Genomic DNA, 20,140 nt, shown 5'->3' on the forward strand with positions numbered 1-20,140 from the left:
GACGGCGCCACGATTTAACCTTTCGAACCCTTCTTCCAACTTTTGGGCTACGCAAAAGCCCGCTGCAATGATGCAACCGCAGCGGCGGGGTCGGCGGCTTCCGTCACAGCGCGCACAACGGCTGCGCTTTTCACGCCGGTCGACAGCACTTGCGGCAGCACATCGGCGCTGATGCCGCCGATCGCGACGAGCGGCACGACGCCGTCCAGCAATTTCACGTAGCGCGCGAGCCTTGCGAGACCTTGCGGCGCCGTCGGCATCACCTTCGTCGTGGTCGGGAACACGGCGCCGAGCGCGATGTAGCTCGGACGGAAATGCAGCGCAGTCAGCATTTCGTAGTAGCCGTGCGTCGAGAGGCCGAGGCGCACGCCCGCTGCCGCAAGCGCGTGCAGGTCGGCCGTGTGCACGTCTTCCTGGCCGAGGTGCACGCCGTAAGCGCCAGCGTCGATGGCGGCCTGCCAATGATCGTTGATGAACACTTGCGCGCCGTGCTCGTGTCCTGCCGCGACGGAGCGCGCGATTTCCTTTTTCAGCTCGTCGGGTTCCGCGGTCTTGCGGCGCAACTGCACCGTCTTCACGCCGAAGCCGACCACGCGTTCGACCCACTGCGCCGTCGGCAGCACCGGATAGAGGCCGAGCGCGTCGGGGCATGCGGCGAACGGCTGCGCCGGCGCGTCCGGCAAACCGGTGACGCGCGGAAAGCGCGACAGATCACACGGCCAGGCATCGTCGGATTTCGTTTCGTCGCCGTCGCGCCATGCGAGCGCGAGCGCGAGCGCGTCGTGCGGATCGAAGCCGCAATCGAGGAACGCCGCCAGCGCGGGAATCCAGTCTTCGGCCAGATGGCCTTCGAGCTGATAGCGCACGCCGCCCAGATGCAGCACCGCGCGGTCTGCTGCCGCTTCGATCACGCCCGCGCCCTGCGTCATCCAGCGCGCGATCTGTTCGCCGTGCTGCTGCAGATCAGCGACGACGATCAGATCGCCGCCGTTCGCGTCATCGGGCGCCGTCAGGCAGATGCGCCAGTTGACGTGCGTCGGCGGCCAGTCGCCGAGGCGCGCGCGGATGCGCTCGGCGGCTTCCGTGAGTTCGTCGGCGGGCGGCCAGAACAAGTCGCGGCCCGCGAGTTTCAGGGTCTCGGTCATGCAGCGGCGCTCCCATCCTGGTGCCAGAACGGCATGCCGACGACGGGCGTGCTCGCGTGGGCGGTTTCACGTTCGGACATCGGGCCGGCCAGATAGGCCTCGCGGCCCGCTTCGACGCCCAGCGCGAACGCGCGCGCCATGGTCTCGGGGTGCGTCGCCTGCGACACAGCCGTATTCAGCAGCACGCCGTCGAAGCCCCACTCCATCACCTGGCTCGCATGCGACGGCACGCCGAGCCCCGCGTCGACGATCAGCGGCACGCCGGGCAGACGTTCGCGCAGCACGCGCAAACCATACGGATTCAGCACACCCTTGCCGGTGCCGATGGGCGCGCCCCACGGCATCAGCGCTTCACAGCCGGCATCGAGCAGACGCCTGCCGATCACGAGATCCTCGGTGCAATACGGCAGCACCTTGAAGCCATCCTTGACCAGTTGCGCGGCCGCTTCGATCAGGCCGACGGGATCGGGCTGCAGCGTGTAGTCATCGCCGATCAGCTCGAGCTTGATCCAGTCGGTCTCGAAGATCTCGCGCGCCATGTGCGCCGTCGTGACCGCCTCGCCGACCGTCTGGCATCCCGCCGTGTTCGGCAGCAGCGGCACGCCGTGGCGCTTGATCAGATCGAAGAAGCAGGCTTCCGCGCCGCCCTCGTTCATCTGCCGGCGCAGCGCAATCGTCACCATGCCCGGCTTCGCCGCCGCGATCGAATCCGACAGTGACTGCAGCGACGGATAGCGCGACGTGCCCAGCAGCACGCGGCTCTGGAAGGTTTCGCCGTATAGCGTCAGCGCGTCGGCGGGGGCCAGCGCGGGTGGGTTCGCGTGTGAGTTCATGCGTAAGTCCTTGGCTTGGGTCACCTGCTTGTATTGCGTGCTTGCGTCGCCTGCTTGCGTCGCCTGCTTGTGTCGCCTGCTTGTGTCGCCTGCTTGCGTCGCGTGCTTGCGTCGCCTGCTTGCGTCGCCTGCTTATGTCGCCTGCTTATGTCGCCTGCTTGTGTCGCCTGCTTGCGTCGCCTGCTTGCGTCGCGTGCTTGCGTCGCTTGCTTGCGTCGCGTGCTTGCGTCGCCTGCTTCGGTTGCTCGTAGCAGGCGTCGCCCGCGTCAGCCGCCCGCGACAGGGTGCACGACGTCGAGCTTGTCGCCCGCCTGCAAGGCGCGCGCGGCATGCTGCGTGCGCGCGACGAAATTGCCGTTCAGCGCGACGGCGAACGGCGGCCGCGCGCCGAAAGCGTTGAGCGCATCGGCAACCGTCGCGCCCTCGGGCAGCGACAGCGGCTTCTGGTTGATCTGGATATCCATGTCTTTCGTTCAAACGTTGAGAGTGGCGGCAGGCTGCGCGTCGCCACGGACCTGCCCGCGATCCAGCTGGAACAGCTCGCTCCAGCGCGCGTTGCTGCGCCAGTCGGCGAAGGCGTCGTCATCGGCGACGCGGCCATCCAGCAGCGCCGACGCGAAGCGCACCGCTTCGCCCGCGACTTCGGGCACGATCATGTAGCCGTGCCGGTACAGCCCGTTCACGCGCAGCGTGTTCGCGCCATCCCACATCAGGGCGGGACGATGGTCGGGCAGCGTCGGCCGGCACTGCGAGTTGAGTTCGAGAATGCGCGCCTCGCCGAAAGCCGGGTGGACGGAGAACGCCGCGCTAAGCAGTTCCAGCGCCGAGCGCACGCTGACGGGCGACATGTCCTCGCCCTCCACCTCCGTCGCGCCGATCACGTACAGATCGTTCTCCTTCGGCGCGATATAGAGCGGATAGCGCGGATGCAGCAGCCGCACCGGGCGCGTCAGGCCGATGCCGGGCGCGTGCACGCGCGCGACCTCGCCGCGAATGCCGCGCAGCGTCGGCATGACAGGCTTCGCGCCTAGCCCGCGGCAATCGATCGTGATGCGCGCGGCCGGTAATGCGTTGTCGTCGACGGACGTATTCCAGTGCGTCTCGACGCCGCGCGCCGCGAGGCCCGCCGCGAGCGCCGCCAGCAGTTGACGGTTGTCGAGTTGTCCCTCGTGCGGCAACAGCCAGCCCTGATTGAAACGGCCGCCCAGCGCTGGTTCGGCCGCGCTGACCTGAGCGCCCGCCAACGGCACGAGGCCGCCGTCGAGCAGTTCCGCGGGCGCGTTCGCGCGCAGGCGGCGCTCGAACAGCGGCGCTTCGGCGCGATCGCTGTGATGCCAGACGATCAGCGAGCCGTTGCGCTGGAAAAAGACCCGCTCGGGCAACTGGTCGAGCAGCGTCGGCCACGTTTCCAGCGACGCCGCGCCCAGCCGCGTGATCAGCAGTTCGGCGCTGGCCGCCTCGGCGAGCGGCGCGAGCATGGCCGCAGCGACCCACGCGGCCGCCTGCGAGCCCGACGCATCGCCGCGCTCGTACAGCGCGACGCGATGCCCATCGCCTGCGAGTTGCCATGCGACGAGACGCCCGCACAGCCCGCCGCCGATCACGGCGAAATCCGGTTGAGCAGAGGTCGTCATCGCGCGGCTCCCCGGCGCGCCGCGAACGGCGCGCGCATGACGAAGCAACCGGCAGAAGCCGGGCTAACGAAGCAAATAACTGAAGAATGAGCGGTCATCGAATCCTTTCCGTACGGCAGACGTGCGCACGTACCCAAGGACGAAACCGGCGGGCGAGGCCGGCCGGGCATGGGCGTTCACGGTTGAACGGGAACGCCGCCCAGCGGAAGGAGAACTTCCAGGAAATACTTCCCGAAAACTTCCCGCGCCGGTATTACCCGGATCGGGTGCGAAGGGTCTCTCTCAGCCTCGCTGCAACGACTGCTTGCGCACGAAGCACCCCTGTTTCGTCCGGACCATTAGACCATAAAAGCCGCGCGCGCCGCAAACCCGGAAGGAACGCAATCGGCCGGGGCTTATTTTGTCGTGGCCTTCGCCGGGTCTGGCACAATGGCACGCGTCAATGCGGACGGAAGCACGCCCCGCTGTCAGGCCGCTGCCCGGCTACAGGCGGCGAACTCGCGGCGCTGTGCATCGTCTGCTTAAGTTCAGATTAAGCCGCTGCCGGGACAATCGCAGCCCGAGCCGCGACGCGACGAGGCATAGCGCGCGACACAAAACCGCACCACGAAGGCATCGCGCCGCCACTCGCGACGACCGTTTGAAAGGACGCATATGGCCAACAACTCGACCAGCTCCGCGGACATCACCGCGTGGGGTCTCATCAAGCCCTACTGGGTGTCCGAGGACAAATGGAAAGCGCGGGGACTCCTCGCGCTCGTCATTGCGATGAACATGACGATGGTCGCGGCCAACGTCTGGTTCAACACATGGCAGCGCACGTTCTTCGACGCGATCCAGCAATACAACTACCCTGTCTTCAAGTATTCGCTGCTTCAGTTCACCGTTATCGCGCTCGCGCTGATCCTGCTCGGCTCGTACCGCACGTACTTTCGCCAGATGCTCGAATTCCGCTGGCGGCAATGGCTCACGAACCGCTATCTGAACGAATGGCTCGGCGACCGCGCGTACTACCGGATCGAGCGCGACAATCTTGCCGACAACCCCGACCAGCGTGTGTCCGCCGACCTGCAAGGGCTCGCCAGCTCGACGCTGAATCTGTCGCTCGGCCTGCTGTCGACCACTGTCACGCTGTTCTCGTTCATCGTGATCCTGTGGAACCTGTCGGGCGCGCTGTCGTTCAACCTCCTCGGCACGCAGATGTCGATCCCCGGCTACATGGTGTGGGTCGCGCTGATCTACGCGGCGCTCGGCTCGTGGGTCACGCACAAGGTGAACCACCCGCTCGTGTCGATCAACTACCAGCAGCAGCGCGTCGAAGCAGACTTCCGTTTCTCGCTGATCCGCATCCGCGAGAACGCCGACCAGATCGCACTGTACCAGGGCGAGCCGTCGGAAGAGCGCGCGCTCAAGGGCGTGTTCGGTCATATCCGCGACAACTGGCGTCTCATCATGCGCTTCACGCGGCGCTTCAACATCGTCGTGATCAGCTACTCGCAGCTGGCCATCGTCTTTCCGTACATCGCGGCCGCGCCGAAGTACTTTTCGAAGAGCATTTCGTTCGGTGTCTATCAGCAGCTGACGGGCGCGTTCGGCACGGTCAGCGATTCGTTTTCGTGGTTCATCAACAATTACGATTCGCTCGCCGAATGGCGCGCCACCGTCAACCGTCTGCGGGAATTCAATCGCGTGATGCGCTCGCAGCATCTGCATGAATCGGTGGTCGAAGGCACCGCGCACGGCGGCATCAACATTCACCTCACCGATACCGACTCGCTCGACGTGACGAACCTGGGCCTTCAGCGTCCGAACGGCGAACCGATGGCGAACATCGGCTCGTTCCGCATCGCGCCGAAGTCCCACTGGCTCGTGCGCGGTCCGTCGGGCGCGGGCAAGAGCACGCTGATGCGCACGCTCGCGGGCTTGTGGCCGTTCGGCGAAGGCACGATCGAGATGCCCGCCGGCGCGAAGCTGCTCTTCATTCCGCAGCGAAGCTATCTGCCCATCGGCACGCTGAAGGCCGCGCTCTGCTATCCATCGGAGGCGTCCGCGTTCTCCGACGAAGCGTGCCGCGAAGTGCTCGCGGTGTGCCGCCTGTCGGAGTTCGCGGACCGGCTCGGCGAAGCGGCGCATTGGGAACGGTCGCTGTCGCCGGGTGAGCAGCAGCGTCTCGCGGCCGCGCGCGCGCTGCTGCAAAAGCCCGACTTCCTGTTCCTCGACGAAGCGACGAGCGCGCTCGATCCGGACAACGAAAGCATCATCTACAACGCGCTAATCGAGCGTCTGCCGAATGCGGCGATCGTCAGCGTCGCGCATCGCAAGACGCTCGAAGCGTTCCACGATCAGACGCTGTTCGTCGAGCGCGCCGTCGAGCGCGTGGCTGCATGAGCGACGCGTCGTTCGATCGCGTGGTGCTCGTCACAGGCGCGGGTTCCGGGATCGGCGCCGCGCTCGCCCGGCGCATTGCCACGCCGCGTGTCGCGCTGATGCTGCATGCGCGCGGCGCGGACACGGCATCGCGCGAACGGCTGGAGCAAGTTGCGGCCACCTGCGCATCGAGCGGCGCAATGTGCTCGACCGTGTACGGCGATCTCGCCGAACGCGGCGCGCCCGAACACGCGGTGCATCAGACGCTCGCGCAATTCGGCGCGCTCGATCAGATCGTCGCCAACGCGGGACATGCGCAGCGTCAATCGCTCGGCTCGCTCGATGTCGAATCGCTCACCGAATCGTTCGCGGCGATGCCCGCTGCGTTTGCGGCGCTCGTCAAACGCGCGGCGTCCGCGCTCGAAACGTCGAAGCGCGCGCGAGTCGTGGCCGTGAGTTCGTTCGTCGCACATCGCTATCGCGCGGACTCGCCGTTCGCAGCGACGGCCGCCGCAAAAGCCGCGCTCGAATCGCTCGTCAAAACGGCAGCGGCAGAACTGGCGCCGCACGGCGTCACGGTGAATTGCGTCGCGCCGGGTTATACGCGCAAGGATCGCGGGCCGAGCGCGAACAACGCGGCCGCATGGACACGCGCGGCCGAAGCGACGCCGCTCGGGCAGATCGCGGAGCCCAACGACATCGCCGCGCTGATCGCATTTCTGCTCTCCGACGAAGCACGTCATATCACGGGGCAAGTGATTCATATCGATGGCGGGCTGACGCTCGGCTGATCGAAGCGCGCGATCACGCTTGCCTGTTTTTTCGTCTCGATATTGGATACGCACCGGCCGCGCATGTCGGTTCGCTTGCCGCGCAAGCCGATATAGGTCGAGATTCCGGCCGACATTCCTCCTCATCCGCGCTTGGTTATCCACGCCCAGTGGACACGCTTTTTTGCGCGCATTGGCTCGCAGCCAAAGCGGACCGTAGAATACGACCCACCCGAGACGCACCGGACGAACCGCTTAGATCAAAACGGCAAGCAACTTGCATGGGACGGGAGTAAAGCGTGCCGCTTGATCCCGTGAAGAGCTATTCGGCGACGTTGCAGGTCGTCGACGACAAAAAGGCGCCGCACGCCGCGCTGATGGACGAATCGCTGAAGACGGCAATCACGCGCTTCGGGCCGAATCCGCGCGTCGCGGGCACGGCCGAGCTGGGCAATCGCAAGACGACGCTGCGCGAACAGCATTGCAGACGCTGATGAAAGTGCTCGACGACTGGTTCCCGCACGCGACGGCGCCTCTTCTGCGCGGTTCTGGGTCGGCCGCCGCCGATGACGCCCGACGGCGCGCCGCTGCTCGGGCCGTCCGGGCATCGACAGGCTGTGGCTCAATCTCGGACACGGCTCGACGGGCTGGGCGATGTCGCTGGGCTCGGGGCTTGCGGTCGCCGATCTCGTCACGCAGCGCAAGCCGGACATCGATCTCGACGGGCTGACGCTGGCGCTATCGCACGTGATGAACGGCGTGCGGAGGTCCGCGTCGCACGTCATGCATAGACGACGTGCACGCTCGCCAGCGACCGGTACCGCGCGCCATTGCGGGCCAATGTGCTCGAATACAGTGTCAGCGAATCGAAACGCGCGATCAGTTCGCCTTGCAACTCGGTTGCGGGACCGACGGCCGCTGCGTCGTGCCGGTATCGCGCAAGCGTCACATGTGGCCGGAAAGTGCGGGCATCGACGGGCAGGCCGAGCGCGATCATCGACGAGCGCACGCGCCAGTCCAGCGCGACGAACTCATCGGACATCGCGAGCGTCGCGACCGTCAGACGCGGATGCGATGCGCGCGGCCAATGTTCGATCTTCGTGACAGGGGTGAGTTGTAGCGGCACCGTCTCGCGCGTCAGTGCATCGATCAGCGCCGCGCTTTTCTCGTGCGGCAACATGCCGATAAACGTCACGGTCAGATGCAGTTGTTCGTAAGGCACGCGGCGCGCCGTCGAAGGAACGGCGATCGACGTGAGCGCATCGCGCGTCGCGGCGTCGGGCACGAGCGCGATGAAGCAGCGCTGATAGTCCTGCTGCGTGTCCTGTCCGGCCGGATCGCCGTTCGCGGACGCATTGTCGAATGCCGTGTCTGCGCTTTCTTCTGGATCAGGCTGCGGATCGGTGCGTTGCATCGTTCTGTCTCCGTACGCTTTCCCGCTCATCGACACATTATCGCCTGATGCAAAGAAAAAACCGGGTCGCTCTTGCGAGCGCCCGGTTTTCTTCTGCTTGTACTACTGCGCGGCACGGTTTAATGCGTCCGCGTCTGTCTCCACTTCCTCTGTCGACCGGAGTTGGTGCTTTAGCGCCTTACTCCGGTCCCACGCAGAGCGCATTAGGAGCAGCGAGCCCGCGATGCATGCCGCGCGCCCACGCCCGAACGCGAGGCTTAACGCGGCAGCTCCGAATGCCCCATCAGGTACGCATCGACGGAGCGCGCGCACTGGCGGCCTTCGCGGATCGCCCACACGACGAGCGACTGGCCGCGGCGCATGTCACCTGCCGTGAACACCTTGTCGATGGACGTGTAATAGGCCTTGTCGCCTTCCGTCGACGCGCGCACGTTGCCGCGCGCATCCTTGTCGACGCCGAACGCCTCCAGCACGGGCGACACCGGCTGCGTGAAGCCCATTGCAAGCAGCACGAGATCGGCCTTCATTTCGAACTCGGAGCCCGGCACTTCCTGCATCTTGCCGTCCTTCCATTCGACGCGCGCCGCGATCAGCTTCTCGACCTTGCCGTTCTTGCCTTCGAAGCGCTTCGTCGCGACAGCCCAGTCGCGCTCGCAGCCTTCCTCATGCGACGACGACGTGCGCAGCTTCACCGGCCAGTACGGCCACACGAGCGGCTTGTTTTCCTCTTCCGGCGGTTGCGGCAACAGCTCGAACTGCGTGACGCCCTTCGCACCATGACGGTTCGACGTGCCGACGCAGTCCGAACCCGTATCGCCGCCGCCGATCACGACGACATGCTTGCCCTTCGCGAGCAGTTGATCGGCCACCTTGTCGCCCGCGTTGACCTTGTTCTGCTGCGGCAGGAACTCCATCGCATAGTGGATGCCCGCGAGTTCGCGGCCCGGCACCGGGAGATCGCGCGGCGTTTCGGAGCCGCCCGTCAGGATCACCGCGTCGAACTGTTCCTTCAGCTGGTCCGGCGTGATGGTTTCCTTCGCGGTGTTGCCGATGTGCGCCGGAATCGCGTCCTTGCCGACGAACACGCTCGCGCGGAACGTCACGCCTTCCGCTTCCATCTGGCGCATGCGGCGGTCGATCAGCCACTTCTCCAGCTTGAAATCGGGGATGCCGTAACGCAGCAGGCCGCCGATGCGGTCGTTCTTTTCGAACACCGTCACGTCATGACCGGCGCGCGCGAGTTGCTGCGCGGCGGCGAGACCCGCAGGGCCCGAACCGACGATCGCGATCTTCTTGCCTGTCTTGTGCTTCGGCGGCTGCGGCGCGACCCAGCCTTCGGCCCAGGCCTTGTCGATGATCGCGTGCTCGATCGACTTGATGCCGACCGGGTCGTCGTTGATGCCGAGCGTGCACGCCGCTTCGCACGGCGCCGGGCAAATGCGGCCCGTGAATTCGGGGAAGTTGTTCGTCGAGTGCAGGACTTCGATCGCGTTCTTCCAGTCCTGGCGGAACACCAGATCGTTGAAGTCCGGGATGATGTTGTTCACCGGGCAGCCGTTGTTGCAGAACGGGATGCCGCAGTCCATGCAACGAGCGCCTTGAATCTTCGCTTCGTCGTCGGTCAGCGCCGAGACGAATTCCTTGTAGTGCTTCACACGCGTGAGGGGTGCTTCGTACGCCTCGTGGCGGCGTTCGAACTCGAGAAAACCGGTTGCCTTGCCCATGTGGTTCTCTATGTCTATCTGAATCGGTGAGGGGATCGGCGCCCGCCGCCTGCGTTTCCGGTGCGTCCGGTTCGCAGGTGGCGGGTGCGCTTCGTTATGTCGTCAGTGGCTTTGTCAGGAAACGATCAGGCCGCGAGCACTTCCTTGCTGGCCTTCTTCGCGCCCATTTCGCCCAGCGCGCGCTTGTATTCGGTCGGGAACACCTTCACGAACTGACGGCGCGACGCATCCCAGTTTTCAAGCAGCGCCTTTGCGCGCGGCGAACCCGTGAACTGGAAGTGACGTTCGATGAGCCCCTTGAGCAGCGCTTCGTCGGTCTGGCCCGTGTGCCACAGTGCCTTGTCGACCGTGCGTTCCTGTTCGGCCTGTTGCAGCACCGGTTCGAGCGCGACCATCGACTTGTTGCACTTCGCAGCGAACGTGCCGTCCGGGTCGTACATGTAAGCGATGCCGCCCGACATGCCCGCCGCGAAGTTGCGGCCCGTCTCGCCGAGCACGATGACCGTGCCGCCCGTCATGTATTCGCAGCCGTGATCGCCCGTGCCTTCGACGACGGCTGTCGCGCCCGAGTTACGCACGCAGAAGCGCTCGCCCGCGACGCCGCGGAAGAACGATTCGCCTTCGATTGCGCCGTACATCACCGTGTTGCCGATGATGATGTTCTCTTCGGACTTGCCGCGGAAATCGTTGGTCGGACGCACGATGATGCGGCCGCCCGACAGGCCCTTGCCGACGTAGTCGTTGCCGTCGCCGACGAGATCGAGCGTGACGCCCTTCGCGAGGAACGCGCCGAAGCTCTGGCCCGCCGTGCCCTTCAGCTGGATGTGCACCGTGTCGTCGGGCAGGCCGTCGTGGCCGTACTTCTTCGCGATCGTGCCGGACAGCATCGCGCCGACCGTACGGTTCACGTTGCGCACCGGCTGGATGAACGACACGTGCTCGCCCTTCTCGATCGCGGCCTTCGCCTTTTCGATCAGCGTGTGATCGAGTGCGCGGTCCAGACCGTGATCTTGCGATTCGACGTGCAGACGCGCGACGCTCGCCGGCACGCTCGGCTGGTAGAACACGCGCGAGAAGTCGAGACCCTTCGCCTTCCAGTGCTCGATGCCCTTCTTCATATCGAGGAATTCGCTGTGGCCGATCAGGTCGTCGAACTTGCGCACGCCCAGTTGCGCCATGATTTCGCGCACTTCTTCGGCGATGAAGAAGAAGAAGTTCACGACGTGTTCCGGCTGGCCCTGGAATTTCGCGCGCAGTACGGGGTCTTGCGTCGCGACACCGACCGGGCACGTGTTCAAGTGACACTTGCGCATCATGATGCAGCCTTCGACGACGAGCGGCGCCGTCGCAAAGCCGAATTCATCCGCACCGAGCAGCGCGCCGATCACGACGTCGCGGCCCGTCTTCATCTGGCCGTCGGCCTGCACGCGGATACGGCCGCGCAACTGGTTCAGCACGAGAGTTTGCTGCGTTTCCGCGAGGCCCAGTTCCCACGGCGTGCCTGCATGCTTGATCGACGAGAGCGGCGATGCGCCCGTGCCGCCATCGTGGCCCGCGATCACGACGTGATCGGCCTTCGCCTTCGCGACACCTGCAGCGACCGTGCCGACGCCCACTTCCGACACGAGCTTCACCGAAATGCTCGCCGACGAGTTCGCGTTCTTCAGATCGTGAATGAGCTGCGCGAGGTCTTCGATCGAGTAGATGTCGTGGTGCGGCGGCGGCGAAATGAGGCCGACGCCCGGCACCGAATAACGCAGCTTGCCGATGTACTCGGACACCTTATGGCCCGGCAACTGGCCGCCTTCGCCCGGCTTCGCGCCTTGCGCCATCTTGATCTGGATCTGGTCCGCCGACGCGAGGTATTCCGCCGTCACGCCGAAACGGCCCGACGCGACCTGCTTGATCTTCGAGCGCAGCGAATCGCCGTCCTTCAACGGGATGTCGGTGACAACCTCGTCGCCGAGAATGGCCTTCATCGTGTCGCCGTTCTTGATCGGGATACCGCGCAGTTCGTTGCGATAGCGGTTTTCGTCCTCGCCGCCTTCACCCGTGTTCGACTTGCCGCCGATACGGTTCATCGCGACGGCCAACGTCGCGTGCGCTTCCGTCGAGATCGAGCCGAGCGACATCGCGCCCGTCGCAAAGCGCTTGACGATTTCCTTCGCCGATTCCACTTCGTCGAGCGGGATCGCCTTCGACGGATCGACCTTGAATTCGAACAGGCCGCGGAACGTCATGTGGCGTTTGGTCTGGTCGTTGATCAGATGCGCGTATTCCTTGTACGTCTGATACGAGTTGCTGCGCGCCGAGTGTTGCAGCTTCGCGATCGCATCGGGCGTCCACATGTGGTCTTCGCCGCGCACGCGGTACGCGTACTCGCCGCCCGCTTCGAGCATGTTCGCGAGAACCGGGCTGTCGCCGAACGCTTCGCGATGCAGGCGAATCGCTTCTTCAGCCACTTCGAAGAGACCAATGCCGCTGACCTTCGACGCCGTGCCCTTGAAGTACTTGTTCACGAGATCTTCGGCGAGACCGACTGCTTCGAAAATCTGCGCGCCCGTGTACGACATGTACGTCGAAATGCCCATCTTCGACATGACCTTCTGCAGGCCCTTGCCGACTGCCTTCGTGAAGTTGTAGACGGCCTTTTCCGCCGACAGGTCGCCCTTCATGCCCGCTGCCATCTGCGCGAGCGTTTCCATCGCGAGGTACGGATGCACGGCTTCCGCGCCGTAGCCCGCGAGCAGCGCGAAGTGATGCGTCTCACGCGCCGAGCCCGTCTCGACGACGAGGCCCGTGCTCGTGCGCAGACCTTGCTGCACGAGGTGCGTATGGATCGCGGACGTGGCGAGCAGCGCCGGAATCGCGACGTTGTCGCGGTCAGTCTTGCGGTCCGACACGATCAGCATGTTGTAGCCGGACTTCACCGCATCGACAGCTTCCGCGCACAGCGACGCGAGGCGCGCTTCGATGCCTTCCTTGCCCCAGCCGACCGGGTAGCAGATATTCAGTTCGTACGAGCTGAACTTGCCGCCCGTGTACTGATCGATCGCGCGGATCTTCGCAATGTCCTTGAAGTCAAGCACCGGCTGCGACACTTCGAGCCGCATCGGCGGGTTGATGTTGTTCGTGTCGAGCAGGTTCGGCTTCGGACCGACGAACGACACCAGCGACATCACCATGTTTTCACGGATCGGGTCGATCGGCGGGTTCGTGACTTGCGCGAACAGCTGCTTGAAGTAGTGATAGAGCGTCTTGTTCTTGTTGGACATGACGGCGAGCGGCGAGTCGTTGCCCATCGAGCCGACTGCTTCCTCGCCTGCCTGCGCCATCGGCGCCATCAGGAACTTGAGGTCTTCCTGCGTGTAGCCGAACGCCTGCTGGCGATCAAGCAGCGCAGCCGCTTCGCGGCGCTCCGTGACGACGTCCTCCGCGCTCGGCTCGATTTCGTCGAGCTTGATGCGCACGGCGTCGATCCAGCTCTTGTACGGCTTCGCGTTCGCGAGGTTGTCCTTCAGCTCCTTGTCGTCGATGATGCGGCCGTGCTCCATGTCGATCAGGAACATCTTGCCCGGCTGCAGGCGCCACTTCTTGACGATCTTCGATTCGGGAATGGGCAGCACGCCCGCTTCCGACGCCATGATCACGAGATCGTCGTCGGTGATGATGTAGCGCGCCGGACGCAGGCCGTTGCGGTCGAGCGTCGCGCCGATCTGGCGGCCGTCGGTGAATGCGATCGCAGCGGGACCGTCCCACGGCTCCATCATCGCGGCGTGATATTCGTAGAACGCGCGGCGGTTGTCGTCCATCAGCGTGTGCTGTTCCCACGCTTCCGGAATCATCATCATCACCGCGTGGACGAGCGGGTAGCCTGCCATCACGAGTAGTTCGAGACAGTTGTCGAACGACGCCGTATCCGACTGGCCCGGATAGATCAGCGGCCACAGCTTCGGCAGGTCGTCGCCGAGCACGTGCGACGCGATCGCGCCCGTACGCGCGTTCAGCCAGTTGACGTTGCCCTTCACCGTGTTGATTTCGCCATTGTGGGCGATCATCCGGTACGGGTGAGCCAGCTCCCATGCCGGGAACGTATTGGTCGAGAAGCGCTGGTGCACGAGCGCCAGCGCCGACACAACGCGCTCGTCCTGCAGATCGCGGTAGTACACGCCGACCTGGCCCGCGAGCAGCAGGCCCTTGTAGACAACCGTGCGCGCCGAGCACGACGGCACGAAGTATTCCTTGCCGTGCTTGAGCTTGAGCGCCTGGATACGGTGGCTCGCCGTCTTGCGGATCACGTACAGCTTCCGCTCGAGCGCGTCCGTCACCATGATGTCCTTACCGCGGCCGATGAAGATCATGCGGATCAGCGGCTCGCTCGCCTTGACGGTCGGCGAAATCGGCATGTTGTGGTCGACAGGGACGTCGCGCCAGCCGAGCACGACCTGGCCTTCGGCCTTCACCGTACGCTCCAGCTCCTGTTCGCACGCGAGACGCGATGCATGCTCCTTCGGCAGGAAGATCATGCCGACGCCATATTCGCCCGACGGCGGCAGCGTCACGCCCTGCTTCGCCATTTCCTCGCGGTAGAACGCGTCCGGAATCTGGATCAGGATGCCCGCGCCGTCGCCCATCAGCGGATCGGCGCCGACGGCGCCCCGGTGATCGAGGTTCTCGAGGATCTTCAGGCCTTGCTGGATGATCTCGTGGCTCTTTTTGCCCTTGATATGCGCAACAAAGCCGACGCCGCATGCGTCGTGCTCGTTCTGCGGGTCGTAAAGACCCTGCGCGGCGGGAACCGTGGAAATCGGCTGCTGGTGGTCGTTCATGGGGACACCGTCTGTCAGGGGCCGTGGGGCCGTTAAACCGTTTTGTTGTTGCCCGCAGTTTCAACTTCAACTGCGCGGGCGGCCGCTTAGTCGTGCGACATGCGCGATATTGCAGTTGCACATTCGGACGCCGGAAGTCGAAATATACGCGACGAATCAAAGGAATAGCAAACAAAATCTGATGTTCGAGCCCCTATTATCAATGTGGTGCATTTTTCTCTGAATTAATTGGTTCCACATCAAAAAGGGGCAAAAGAAAACGGCATTCGCAGATGCCGTTCGCTTTCTCTTACTGCTGACAAACCCTTGATCACAAAAGGCTTTATTGGGTTTGCGGCGTCTCGCGGACCTTGCGCGGCCGGCCTCGCGGCAGCGGCGACACGCGCCGGTTCGCCGCCCGCGCCGCCCACTCGCGATACGAGTCGCTGCCGAGCACCCACCCCTTCAGCGTGGCCTGCTGAAGCTGGCTCGCTTCGCGTTCGTCGAGCGGCTGCTCGCACAGTTCGCGGTAAGCGCGCTGTCGTTCGAACGGTGTATTCCCGAGCGACCAGTACAAGCGATGGTCGGTAATGAGACTGTCTAAGGTCAGCCCGATGTGATGCCGATAACTGGACCATCGATAATCTTCGGGCGCGCTCACCAACTGGTTGCGCACCGGCGACATTTCGACGACGCGGCTCGCGAGCAGGAAGTACTTCTCGCCTTCGATGACCGTCGCGCGATAACGGCCTTCCCACAACGTGCCGCGTCGCGAGTAACGACGGTTGAAGTGCGCGACGTAGCGCCGGCCGACTGCCTGCATTGCTTTGGGCAAGCTCGATTCGTCGGTGGGCGTGACGAGCAGTTGCACCGCACCTGGCATCAGCGCGTATGCGTGAACGGACAGATGGTGATCGCGCGAAGCCGCCTTCAGGCAATCGATGAACAGTTCGTAATCCTGGTCGTCGACGAATGCGGGCTGCTGGTCGAGTCCGCGCAGGATCACGTGCTGCGGCTGGTCGGGGACATAAAGACGTGCAAGCCGTGCCATGCTGGATTATCCAAAGTCGCGTTGGTACATACCCGAAGGTCCGAAAAGCTGCGCCGGCGCGACCTCACGCGCCGTACGGGTCTGCCGGAAACGGCATAAAGCCCAGGCAGAACGCTCTAACCGGCGCCATGGTTTGTTTGAAACGTTGTGGTCATAATTAGCGGGCCTTTTTTGGAGGAGCACAAATGAAATTAAAACAGGCCTTTGGGATCGCGACGCTAGCTTGCATGACAACCGCAGCGCACGCGCAATCGGCCGGCAGTATTTACGTTACAACCGGGTGGTTCCATCTTGCGCCGCAATCCAGCAGTCAGCCGTTGAGAGAGACAAACGTCGGCGGTTCGCCCGTCAACGTCACGGTACCTAACTCTGGCGCCTCGCTTGGCGATGGCGACACCCTTGGTTTCACGGCCGGCTATTTCATTACCGACCACATCGCCACCCAGTTCGACATCGGCATTCCGCCGCAATTCGATCTGAAAGGCACAGGCGCATTTGCGCAGTACGGCAAGATCGGCTCGGCCAAACAGTGGAGCCCGACACTGCTGCTGAAGTACTACTTCAATCAGCCGCAAGCGAAGTTCCGCCCGTATGTCGGCATCGGCGTGAGCCGCATCTGGTTCACCGACGAGCACATCACGAACGGCACCTTCCAGAACAACGTCCTGCATGGTCCGACCACGGTGACCACGGATAGTTCGTGGGAGCCCGTGTTTAATGCCGGCTTCACGTACGCGTTCACGGATCACTGGTTCGCCGGCTTCTCGATTTCGTACCTGCCGCTCAGCACGACAGCCAAGCTGAACACCACGGCGAGCACACCCGTCGGCCCGTTGACCGTGCAATCCGAAACGAAGATCCGCCTGAACCCGATCGTCACGTACGTGAGCCTCGGATACCGCTTCTAACACAACAGGTTAGTCGAGATTTTCGGGCTTGAACAACGCCGTCACGTTAATCCGCGACGGCGTTCTGCTTTCAATCCCATCACGATACTCGTATGGACGTGCCTTCGTCTCCGGCGTATCGCGACATCGTTTCCGCCACTTGCGACCATGCCTGCTCGCGCGCGCGAGTCGTTGTAAATTTGACTGACACGCAAAGCCTGCCGGCGCAATTTCTGCCGCATGCTGTGCGCATCATCTGACGCAAAGCGCGTCGTCGATGCATGTTATGGCGCAGGTTGCGGAGCCTCGCGCCAGGCGGGCACCGAAGTTGCGTCAGATGAGATTTCCCGCGCTGTGTTGCGGGCATGTTCAACCACCCTCATCGACGGAGCGACCATGACAGCACTACCTAATACGCGAGATGCCATCGGCGAATCCTGGACAACGACGGGGCGTCGTGCGCGCCGCATCGCGCGCCATAGCCGGCATGCCGCTGAAGACATTGCCAGTGAACTGCGCACACTGATGGCGGAACTCGAGAACTCGCTCGGCGACGGCACGCAGGCCGATGCCGCGGCCATCAGGACGCAATTGCGCAAACGGCTCGACGATGCGCGCTCACGCCTGAACGATACGCGCGACGTAATGCGCGACCGCGCACAAGCAGCGTTTCACGATGCCGACGACTACGTGCACGAAAACCCATGGCGGACAATTGCGCTCGTCGGCGGCGTCGCGCTGATCGCGGGAGCGCTCATCGCACGAGGCGGCATGCGTTGATGTGCTGATGTGCTGATGTGCTGATGTGCTGATGTGCGTGCTAATGCGCTGACTGAACGAACCAGGCTGAACGGTCAGGCAACTGGATCGGCTGGACATCGGATCGGCTGGACATCGGATCGCGGCAAAGGACAGGACGCTGTGCACGGCTGCGCGCCGGCGCGCGGTTGTGCACAGCATGCGCATGTCGTTGCGATCCGTTGTGATCTGTTGTGACCGCGCGTCTGCGGCTTCACACACGTGCGTTGCACGTTGCACGGCGCGCGGTCCGCGGTCCGCGGTCCGCGTTGCGCGTGACGGTGAGCGTGAGCGTTCTTTCGTCACCTTCACGGCGGACACCGGCTGAGCATCGCGTGTCAAACGCGGCACACGTATGGCATCAATTACCGTCGACGACGAAGAGCCGTTGGTATTCCTTCGACGCGTAACGATCCGTCATGCCCGCGATGTAATGCGCGATCAATCGCGGCTGCTTCGCTGCGTCCGCCGTCTGGTAATCCGGCGGCAACAGCCGAGGGTCGTCGATGAAAGCATCGAACAGACCGATGATCACGCGCCGCGCCTTGCTCGCCATGCGCATCACCCGATAGTGCCGATACAGGTTCTTGAACAGAAACTGCTTGAGCGCCGCGGCCTGCGCAGCGATGGCTGCGCTATGCGCGACGAGCTGCGGCGCACGCCGCACATCGTCGAGCGATGTCGGCGCATGGCGCGCGATGTTGCGCGTCGTCGTGTCGATCAGATCGACGATCAGCGTGTTGATGATGCGGCGAACCGTCTCGTGAATCAGCCTGCGCCCTTCGATGTGCGGATAATCGCGGCGCGCCGCCTCATAATGCGTGCGCCATAACTCGACTTCCGCAAGCTGGTCGATGGTGAGCAATCCCGAGCGCAGACCGTCGTCCACGTCGTGATTGTTGTACGCGATTTCGTCGGCGAGATTTGCGATCTGCGCTTCGATCGACGGTTGGCGTCCTTGCAGAAAACGCTCGCCCAGTTCACCCAGACGCCGCGCGTTTTCGCGCGAGCAATGCTTGAGAATGCCTTCGCGCGTTTCGAAGCACAGATTCAGGCCATCGAATGCGCCGTAGTGTTCTTCGAGATCGTCGACGACGGCAAGGCTCTGCAGATTGTGCTCGAAGCCGCCGTACTCGCGCATGCATTCGTTGAGCGCGTCCTGTCCCGCGTGGCCAAACGGCGTATGACCGAGATCGTGTGCAAGCGAGATTGCTTCGACGAGATCCTCGTTCACGCGCAGATTGCGCGCGACGGAACGCGCGATCTGCGCGACTTCGAGACTGTGCGTGAGCCGCGTGCGAAACAGATCGCCCTCGTGGTTCACGAACACCTGCGTCTTGTATTCGAGCCGCCGGAAAGCCGTGGAGTGAACGATGCGGTCGCGGTCGCGCTGATACTCGGTGCGCGCGCTCGGCGGCGGTTCGTAATGGCGCCGCCCGCGCGACTGCGAAGAGTGTGCGGCGTACGGGGCAAGATGTGCTTCGAGCGCGACAATGGAGGGCAACGACGCGGCGCCCGTGGCGTCACGTGATCCGATCAGATTGTCGCTGCGTGTTTCACTCACCGATGTCTCCGAATCCGAAGCGACGCCCTCATGCCACTGCGCTGGCTACGCGTCGCGTCAGGCGCCGACGCTCGCGTCGAGCGTCTGTAGCACGACGTCATCTGGTGCGCGCGTGATCAGTGTGTCGCCGAAACGCTTCAGCAGGATGAACTTGATTTCGCCCGCTTCCGCTTTCTTGTCGACGCGCATCAGATCCACATAGCGCGACGCGCCGAGAGCGGGTGCGCTGGTAGGGAGATGCGCGGCCCTGATGACGGCAACGAGTCGCTCGCGCGCGGCTTCGTCCAGGTGACCGAGTCGCACCGACAGATCGGCCGCCATCACCATCCCGCAGCCGACTGCTTCGCCGTGCAGCCATTCGCCGTAGCCGAGGCCCGCCTCGATCGCGTGACCAAATGTGTGGCCGAAATTGAGGATCGCACGCAGACCGCCTTCGCGTTCGTCGGCCGCCACCACGGATGCCTTGATTTCGCACGAACGCTTGACGGCTTCCGCGAGCGCCTGCGGCTCGCAGCGGTTGAGCGCTTCGACGTTCGCCTCGATCCATTCGAAGAACGCTGCGTCGGCGATTGCGCCTGTCTTGATGACCTCCGCGATGCCGGCGGCGAGTTCGCGCGCGGGCAGCGTGCGCAGCGCGCCGATATCGGCGATCACCGCTTGCGGCTGGTAGAACGCGCCGATCATGTTCTTGCCGAGCGGGTGATTGATACCCGTCTTGCCGCCCACCGACGAATCGACCTGCGACAACAGCGTGGTCGGCACCTGGATGAACGGCACGCCGCGCATGTAGCAGGCAGCGGCAAATCCTGTCATGTCGCCAATCACGCCGCCGCCGAGCGCGATCAGCGTGGTCTTGCGATCGGCGCGCGCGCCGAGCAGCGCGTCGAAAATCAGATTCAGCGTTTCCCAGTTCTTGTGCGCTTCGCCGTCGGGCAACACGACCGTCGTCACGTCCTTGCCGAGCGGCGCGAGCGCCTTGCGCAACGCGTCGCCGTACAGCGGATCGACAGTCGTATTGGTGACGATGGTGACGGACGAGCCGCGAATGTGCGGGGCGAACAGTTCGGTCTTGCCGATCAGATCGGCGCCAATGTGGATCGGATAGGCGCGCTCGCCCAGTTCGACGTTGACGGTAATCATGGAGG

The 20,140-nt window shown here is 64.0% G+C and carries 14 protein-coding genes, 1 pseudogene and 1 riboswitch; of the genes and pseudogenes, 5 read left to right on the plus strand and 10 right to left on the minus strand.

The annotated features are described in order from the left end of the window. Window positions 1-47: 47 nt before the first annotated feature. The 4 genes from thiE to GCT13_RS31135 all read right to left on the minus strand — a co-directional run bounded on the left by thiE (window position 48) and on the right by GCT13_RS31135 (window position 3,612). Window positions 48-1,145 (minus strand): thiamine phosphate synthase, encoded by a 1,098-nt coding sequence (gene thiE, locus GCT13_RS31120; RefSeq protein WP_152764690.1) that lies wholly within the window; start codon window positions 1,143-1,145, stop codon window positions 48-50. Continuing rightward, window positions 1,142-1,978, minus strand: coding sequence for a thiazole synthase (locus GCT13_RS31125; protein WP_152764692.1), 837 nt, complete (start codon window positions 1,976-1,978; stop codon window positions 1,142-1,144). The genes thiE and GCT13_RS31125 overlap by 4 nt, the downstream gene beginning before the upstream one ends. Before the next feature lie 266 nt (window positions 1,979-2,244). Continuing rightward, window positions 2,245-2,442: a sulfur carrier protein ThiS gene (gene thiS / locus GCT13_RS31130; protein WP_152764694.1), complete on the minus strand. Its 198-nt coding sequence runs from the start codon at window positions 2,440-2,442 to the stop codon at window positions 2,245-2,247. Window positions 2,443-2,451: 9 nt separating this feature from the next. Beyond that, window positions 2,452-3,612 (minus strand): FAD-dependent oxidoreductase, encoded by a 1,161-nt coding sequence (locus GCT13_RS31135; protein ID WP_152764696.1) that lies wholly within the window; start codon window positions 3,610-3,612, stop codon window positions 2,452-2,454. Window positions 3,613-3,834: 222 nt separating this feature from the next. Continuing rightward, window positions 3,835-3,945, minus strand: a riboswitch (TPP riboswitch). 321 nt (window positions 3,946-4,266) lie between these two features. Between GCT13_RS31135 and GCT13_RS31140 the strand changes: the two genes are divergently transcribed. The 3 genes and pseudogenes from GCT13_RS31140 to GCT13_RS31150 all read left to right on the plus strand — a co-directional run. Then, the gene (locus GCT13_RS31140) at window positions 4,267-6,000 is read left to right on the plus strand and encodes an ABC transporter ATP-binding protein/permease (protein ID WP_152764698.1); all 1,734 of its coding nucleotides are present in this window, start codon (window positions 4,267-4,269) and stop codon (window positions 5,998-6,000) included. After that, the gene (locus GCT13_RS31145; protein WP_152764700.1) at window positions 5,997-6,770 is read left to right on the plus strand and encodes an SDR family NAD(P)-dependent oxidoreductase; all 774 of its coding nucleotides are present in this window, start codon (window positions 5,997-5,999) and stop codon (window positions 6,768-6,770) included. The genes GCT13_RS31140 and GCT13_RS31145 overlap by 4 nt, the downstream gene beginning before the upstream one ends. A gap of 278 nt (window positions 6,771-7,048) precedes the next feature. Then, window positions 7,049-7,487, plus strand: a pseudogene (locus GCT13_RS31150) (FAD-dependent oxidoreductase); the annotation flags it as partial. Window positions 7,488-7,530: 43 nt separating this feature from the next. Here the strand turns inward: GCT13_RS31150 and thpR are convergent. From thpR to GCT13_RS31170, 4 genes are all read right to left on the minus strand, one after another. Continuing rightward, complete coding sequence (gene thpR / locus GCT13_RS31155; protein WP_152764702.1) at window positions 7,531-8,163, minus strand: RNA 2',3'-cyclic phosphodiesterase; 633 nt, start codon at window positions 8,161-8,163, stop codon at window positions 7,531-7,533. 257 nt (window positions 8,164-8,420) lie between these two features. Then, complete coding sequence (locus GCT13_RS31160; RefSeq protein WP_152764704.1) at window positions 8,421-9,887, minus strand: glutamate synthase subunit beta; 1,467 nt, start codon at window positions 9,885-9,887, stop codon at window positions 8,421-8,423. Window positions 9,888-10,012: 125 nt separating this feature from the next. Beyond that, window positions 10,013-14,716, minus strand: a complete 4,704-nt coding sequence (locus GCT13_RS31165; protein WP_152764706.1) for a glutamate synthase-related protein — start codon at window positions 14,714-14,716, stop codon at window positions 10,013-10,015. Window positions 14,717-15,038: 322 nt separating this feature from the next. Further along, entirely contained in the window at window positions 15,039-15,746 is a 708-nt protein-coding gene (locus GCT13_RS31170; protein ID WP_152764708.1) for a transposase, read from the minus strand. Window positions 15,747-15,931: 185 nt separating this feature from the next. Here GCT13_RS31170 and GCT13_RS31175 point away from each other — a divergent pair, with 185 nt between their 5' ends. Beyond that, the gene (locus GCT13_RS31175) at window positions 15,932-16,654 is read left to right on the plus strand and encodes an OmpW/AlkL family protein (protein WP_152764709.1); all 723 of its coding nucleotides are present in this window, start codon (window positions 15,932-15,934) and stop codon (window positions 16,652-16,654) included. Between the two features lie 375 nt (window positions 16,655-17,029). Continuing rightward, window positions 17,030-17,413, plus strand: coding sequence for a DUF883 family protein (locus GCT13_RS31180; RefSeq protein WP_152764711.1), 384 nt, complete (start codon window positions 17,030-17,032; stop codon window positions 17,411-17,413). A gap of 379 nt (window positions 17,414-17,792) precedes the next feature. Here the strand turns inward: GCT13_RS31180 and GCT13_RS31185 are convergent, their stop codons facing one another. Together GCT13_RS31185 and aroB are read right to left on the minus strand one after the other, a co-directional pair. Next, window positions 17,793-18,971 carry a deoxyguanosinetriphosphate triphosphohydrolase gene (locus GCT13_RS31185; RefSeq protein ID WP_152764741.1) on the minus strand — a complete coding sequence of 393 codons (1,179 nt, stop codon included), beginning with the start codon at window positions 18,969-18,971 and terminating at the stop codon, window positions 17,793-17,795. Window positions 18,972-19,052: 81 nt separating this feature from the next. Further along, on the minus strand, window positions 19,053-20,135 hold the full coding sequence (gene aroB, locus GCT13_RS31190) for a 3-dehydroquinate synthase (RefSeq protein ID WP_456093725.1): 1,083 nt from the start codon (window positions 20,133-20,135) through the stop codon (window positions 19,053-19,055). Between the last annotated feature and the right edge of the window lie 5 nt (window positions 20,136-20,140).

It is taken from the genome of Paraburkholderia franconis, assembly GCF_009362735.1.
In the GTDB taxonomy this organism is placed as follows: domain Bacteria; phylum Pseudomonadota; class Gammaproteobacteria; order Burkholderiales; family Burkholderiaceae; genus Paraburkholderia; species Paraburkholderia franconis.

Coding starts and splice junctions, on each gene's coding strand:
- thiE (WP_152764690.1), bottom strand. CDS start 1,145: ATGACCGAGACCCTGAAACTCGCGGGCCGCGACTTGTTCTGGCCGCCC.
- GCT13_RS31125 (WP_152764692.1), bottom strand. CDS start 1,978: ATGAACTCACACGCGAACCCACCCGCGCTGGCCCCCGCCGACGCGCTG.
- thiS (WP_152764694.1), bottom strand. CDS start 2,442: ATGGATATCCAGATCAACCAGAAGCCGCTGTCGCTGCCCGAGGGCGCG.
- GCT13_RS31135 (WP_152764696.1), bottom strand. CDS start 3,612: ATGACGACCTCTGCTCAACCGGATTTCGCCGTGATCGGCGGCGGGCTG.
- GCT13_RS31140 (WP_152764698.1), top strand. CDS start 4,267: ATGGCCAACAACTCGACCAGCTCCGCGGACATCACCGCGTGGGGTCTC.
- GCT13_RS31145 (WP_152764700.1), top strand. CDS start 5,997: ATGAGCGACGCGTCGTTCGATCGCGTGGTGCTCGTCACAGGCGCGGGT.
- thpR (WP_152764702.1), bottom strand. CDS start 8,163: ATGCAACGCACCGATCCGCAGCCTGATCCAGAAGAAAGCGCAGACACG.
- GCT13_RS31160 (WP_152764704.1), bottom strand. CDS start 9,887: ATGGGCAAGGCAACCGGTTTTCTCGAGTTCGAACGCCGCCACGAGGCG.
- GCT13_RS31165 (WP_152764706.1), bottom strand. CDS start 14,716: ATGAACGACCACCAGCAGCCGATTTCCACGGTTCCCGCCGCGCAGGGT.
- GCT13_RS31170 (WP_152764708.1), bottom strand. CDS start 15,746: ATGGCACGGCTTGCACGTCTTTATGTCCCCGACCAGCCGCAGCACGTG.
- GCT13_RS31175 (WP_152764709.1), top strand. CDS start 15,932: ATGAAATTAAAACAGGCCTTTGGGATCGCGACGCTAGCTTGCATGACA.
- GCT13_RS31180 (WP_152764711.1), top strand. CDS start 17,030: ATGACAGCACTACCTAATACGCGAGATGCCATCGGCGAATCCTGGACA.
- aroB (WP_456093725.1), bottom strand. CDS start 20,135: ATGATTACCGTCAACGTCGAACTGGGCGAGCGCGCCTATCCGATCCAC.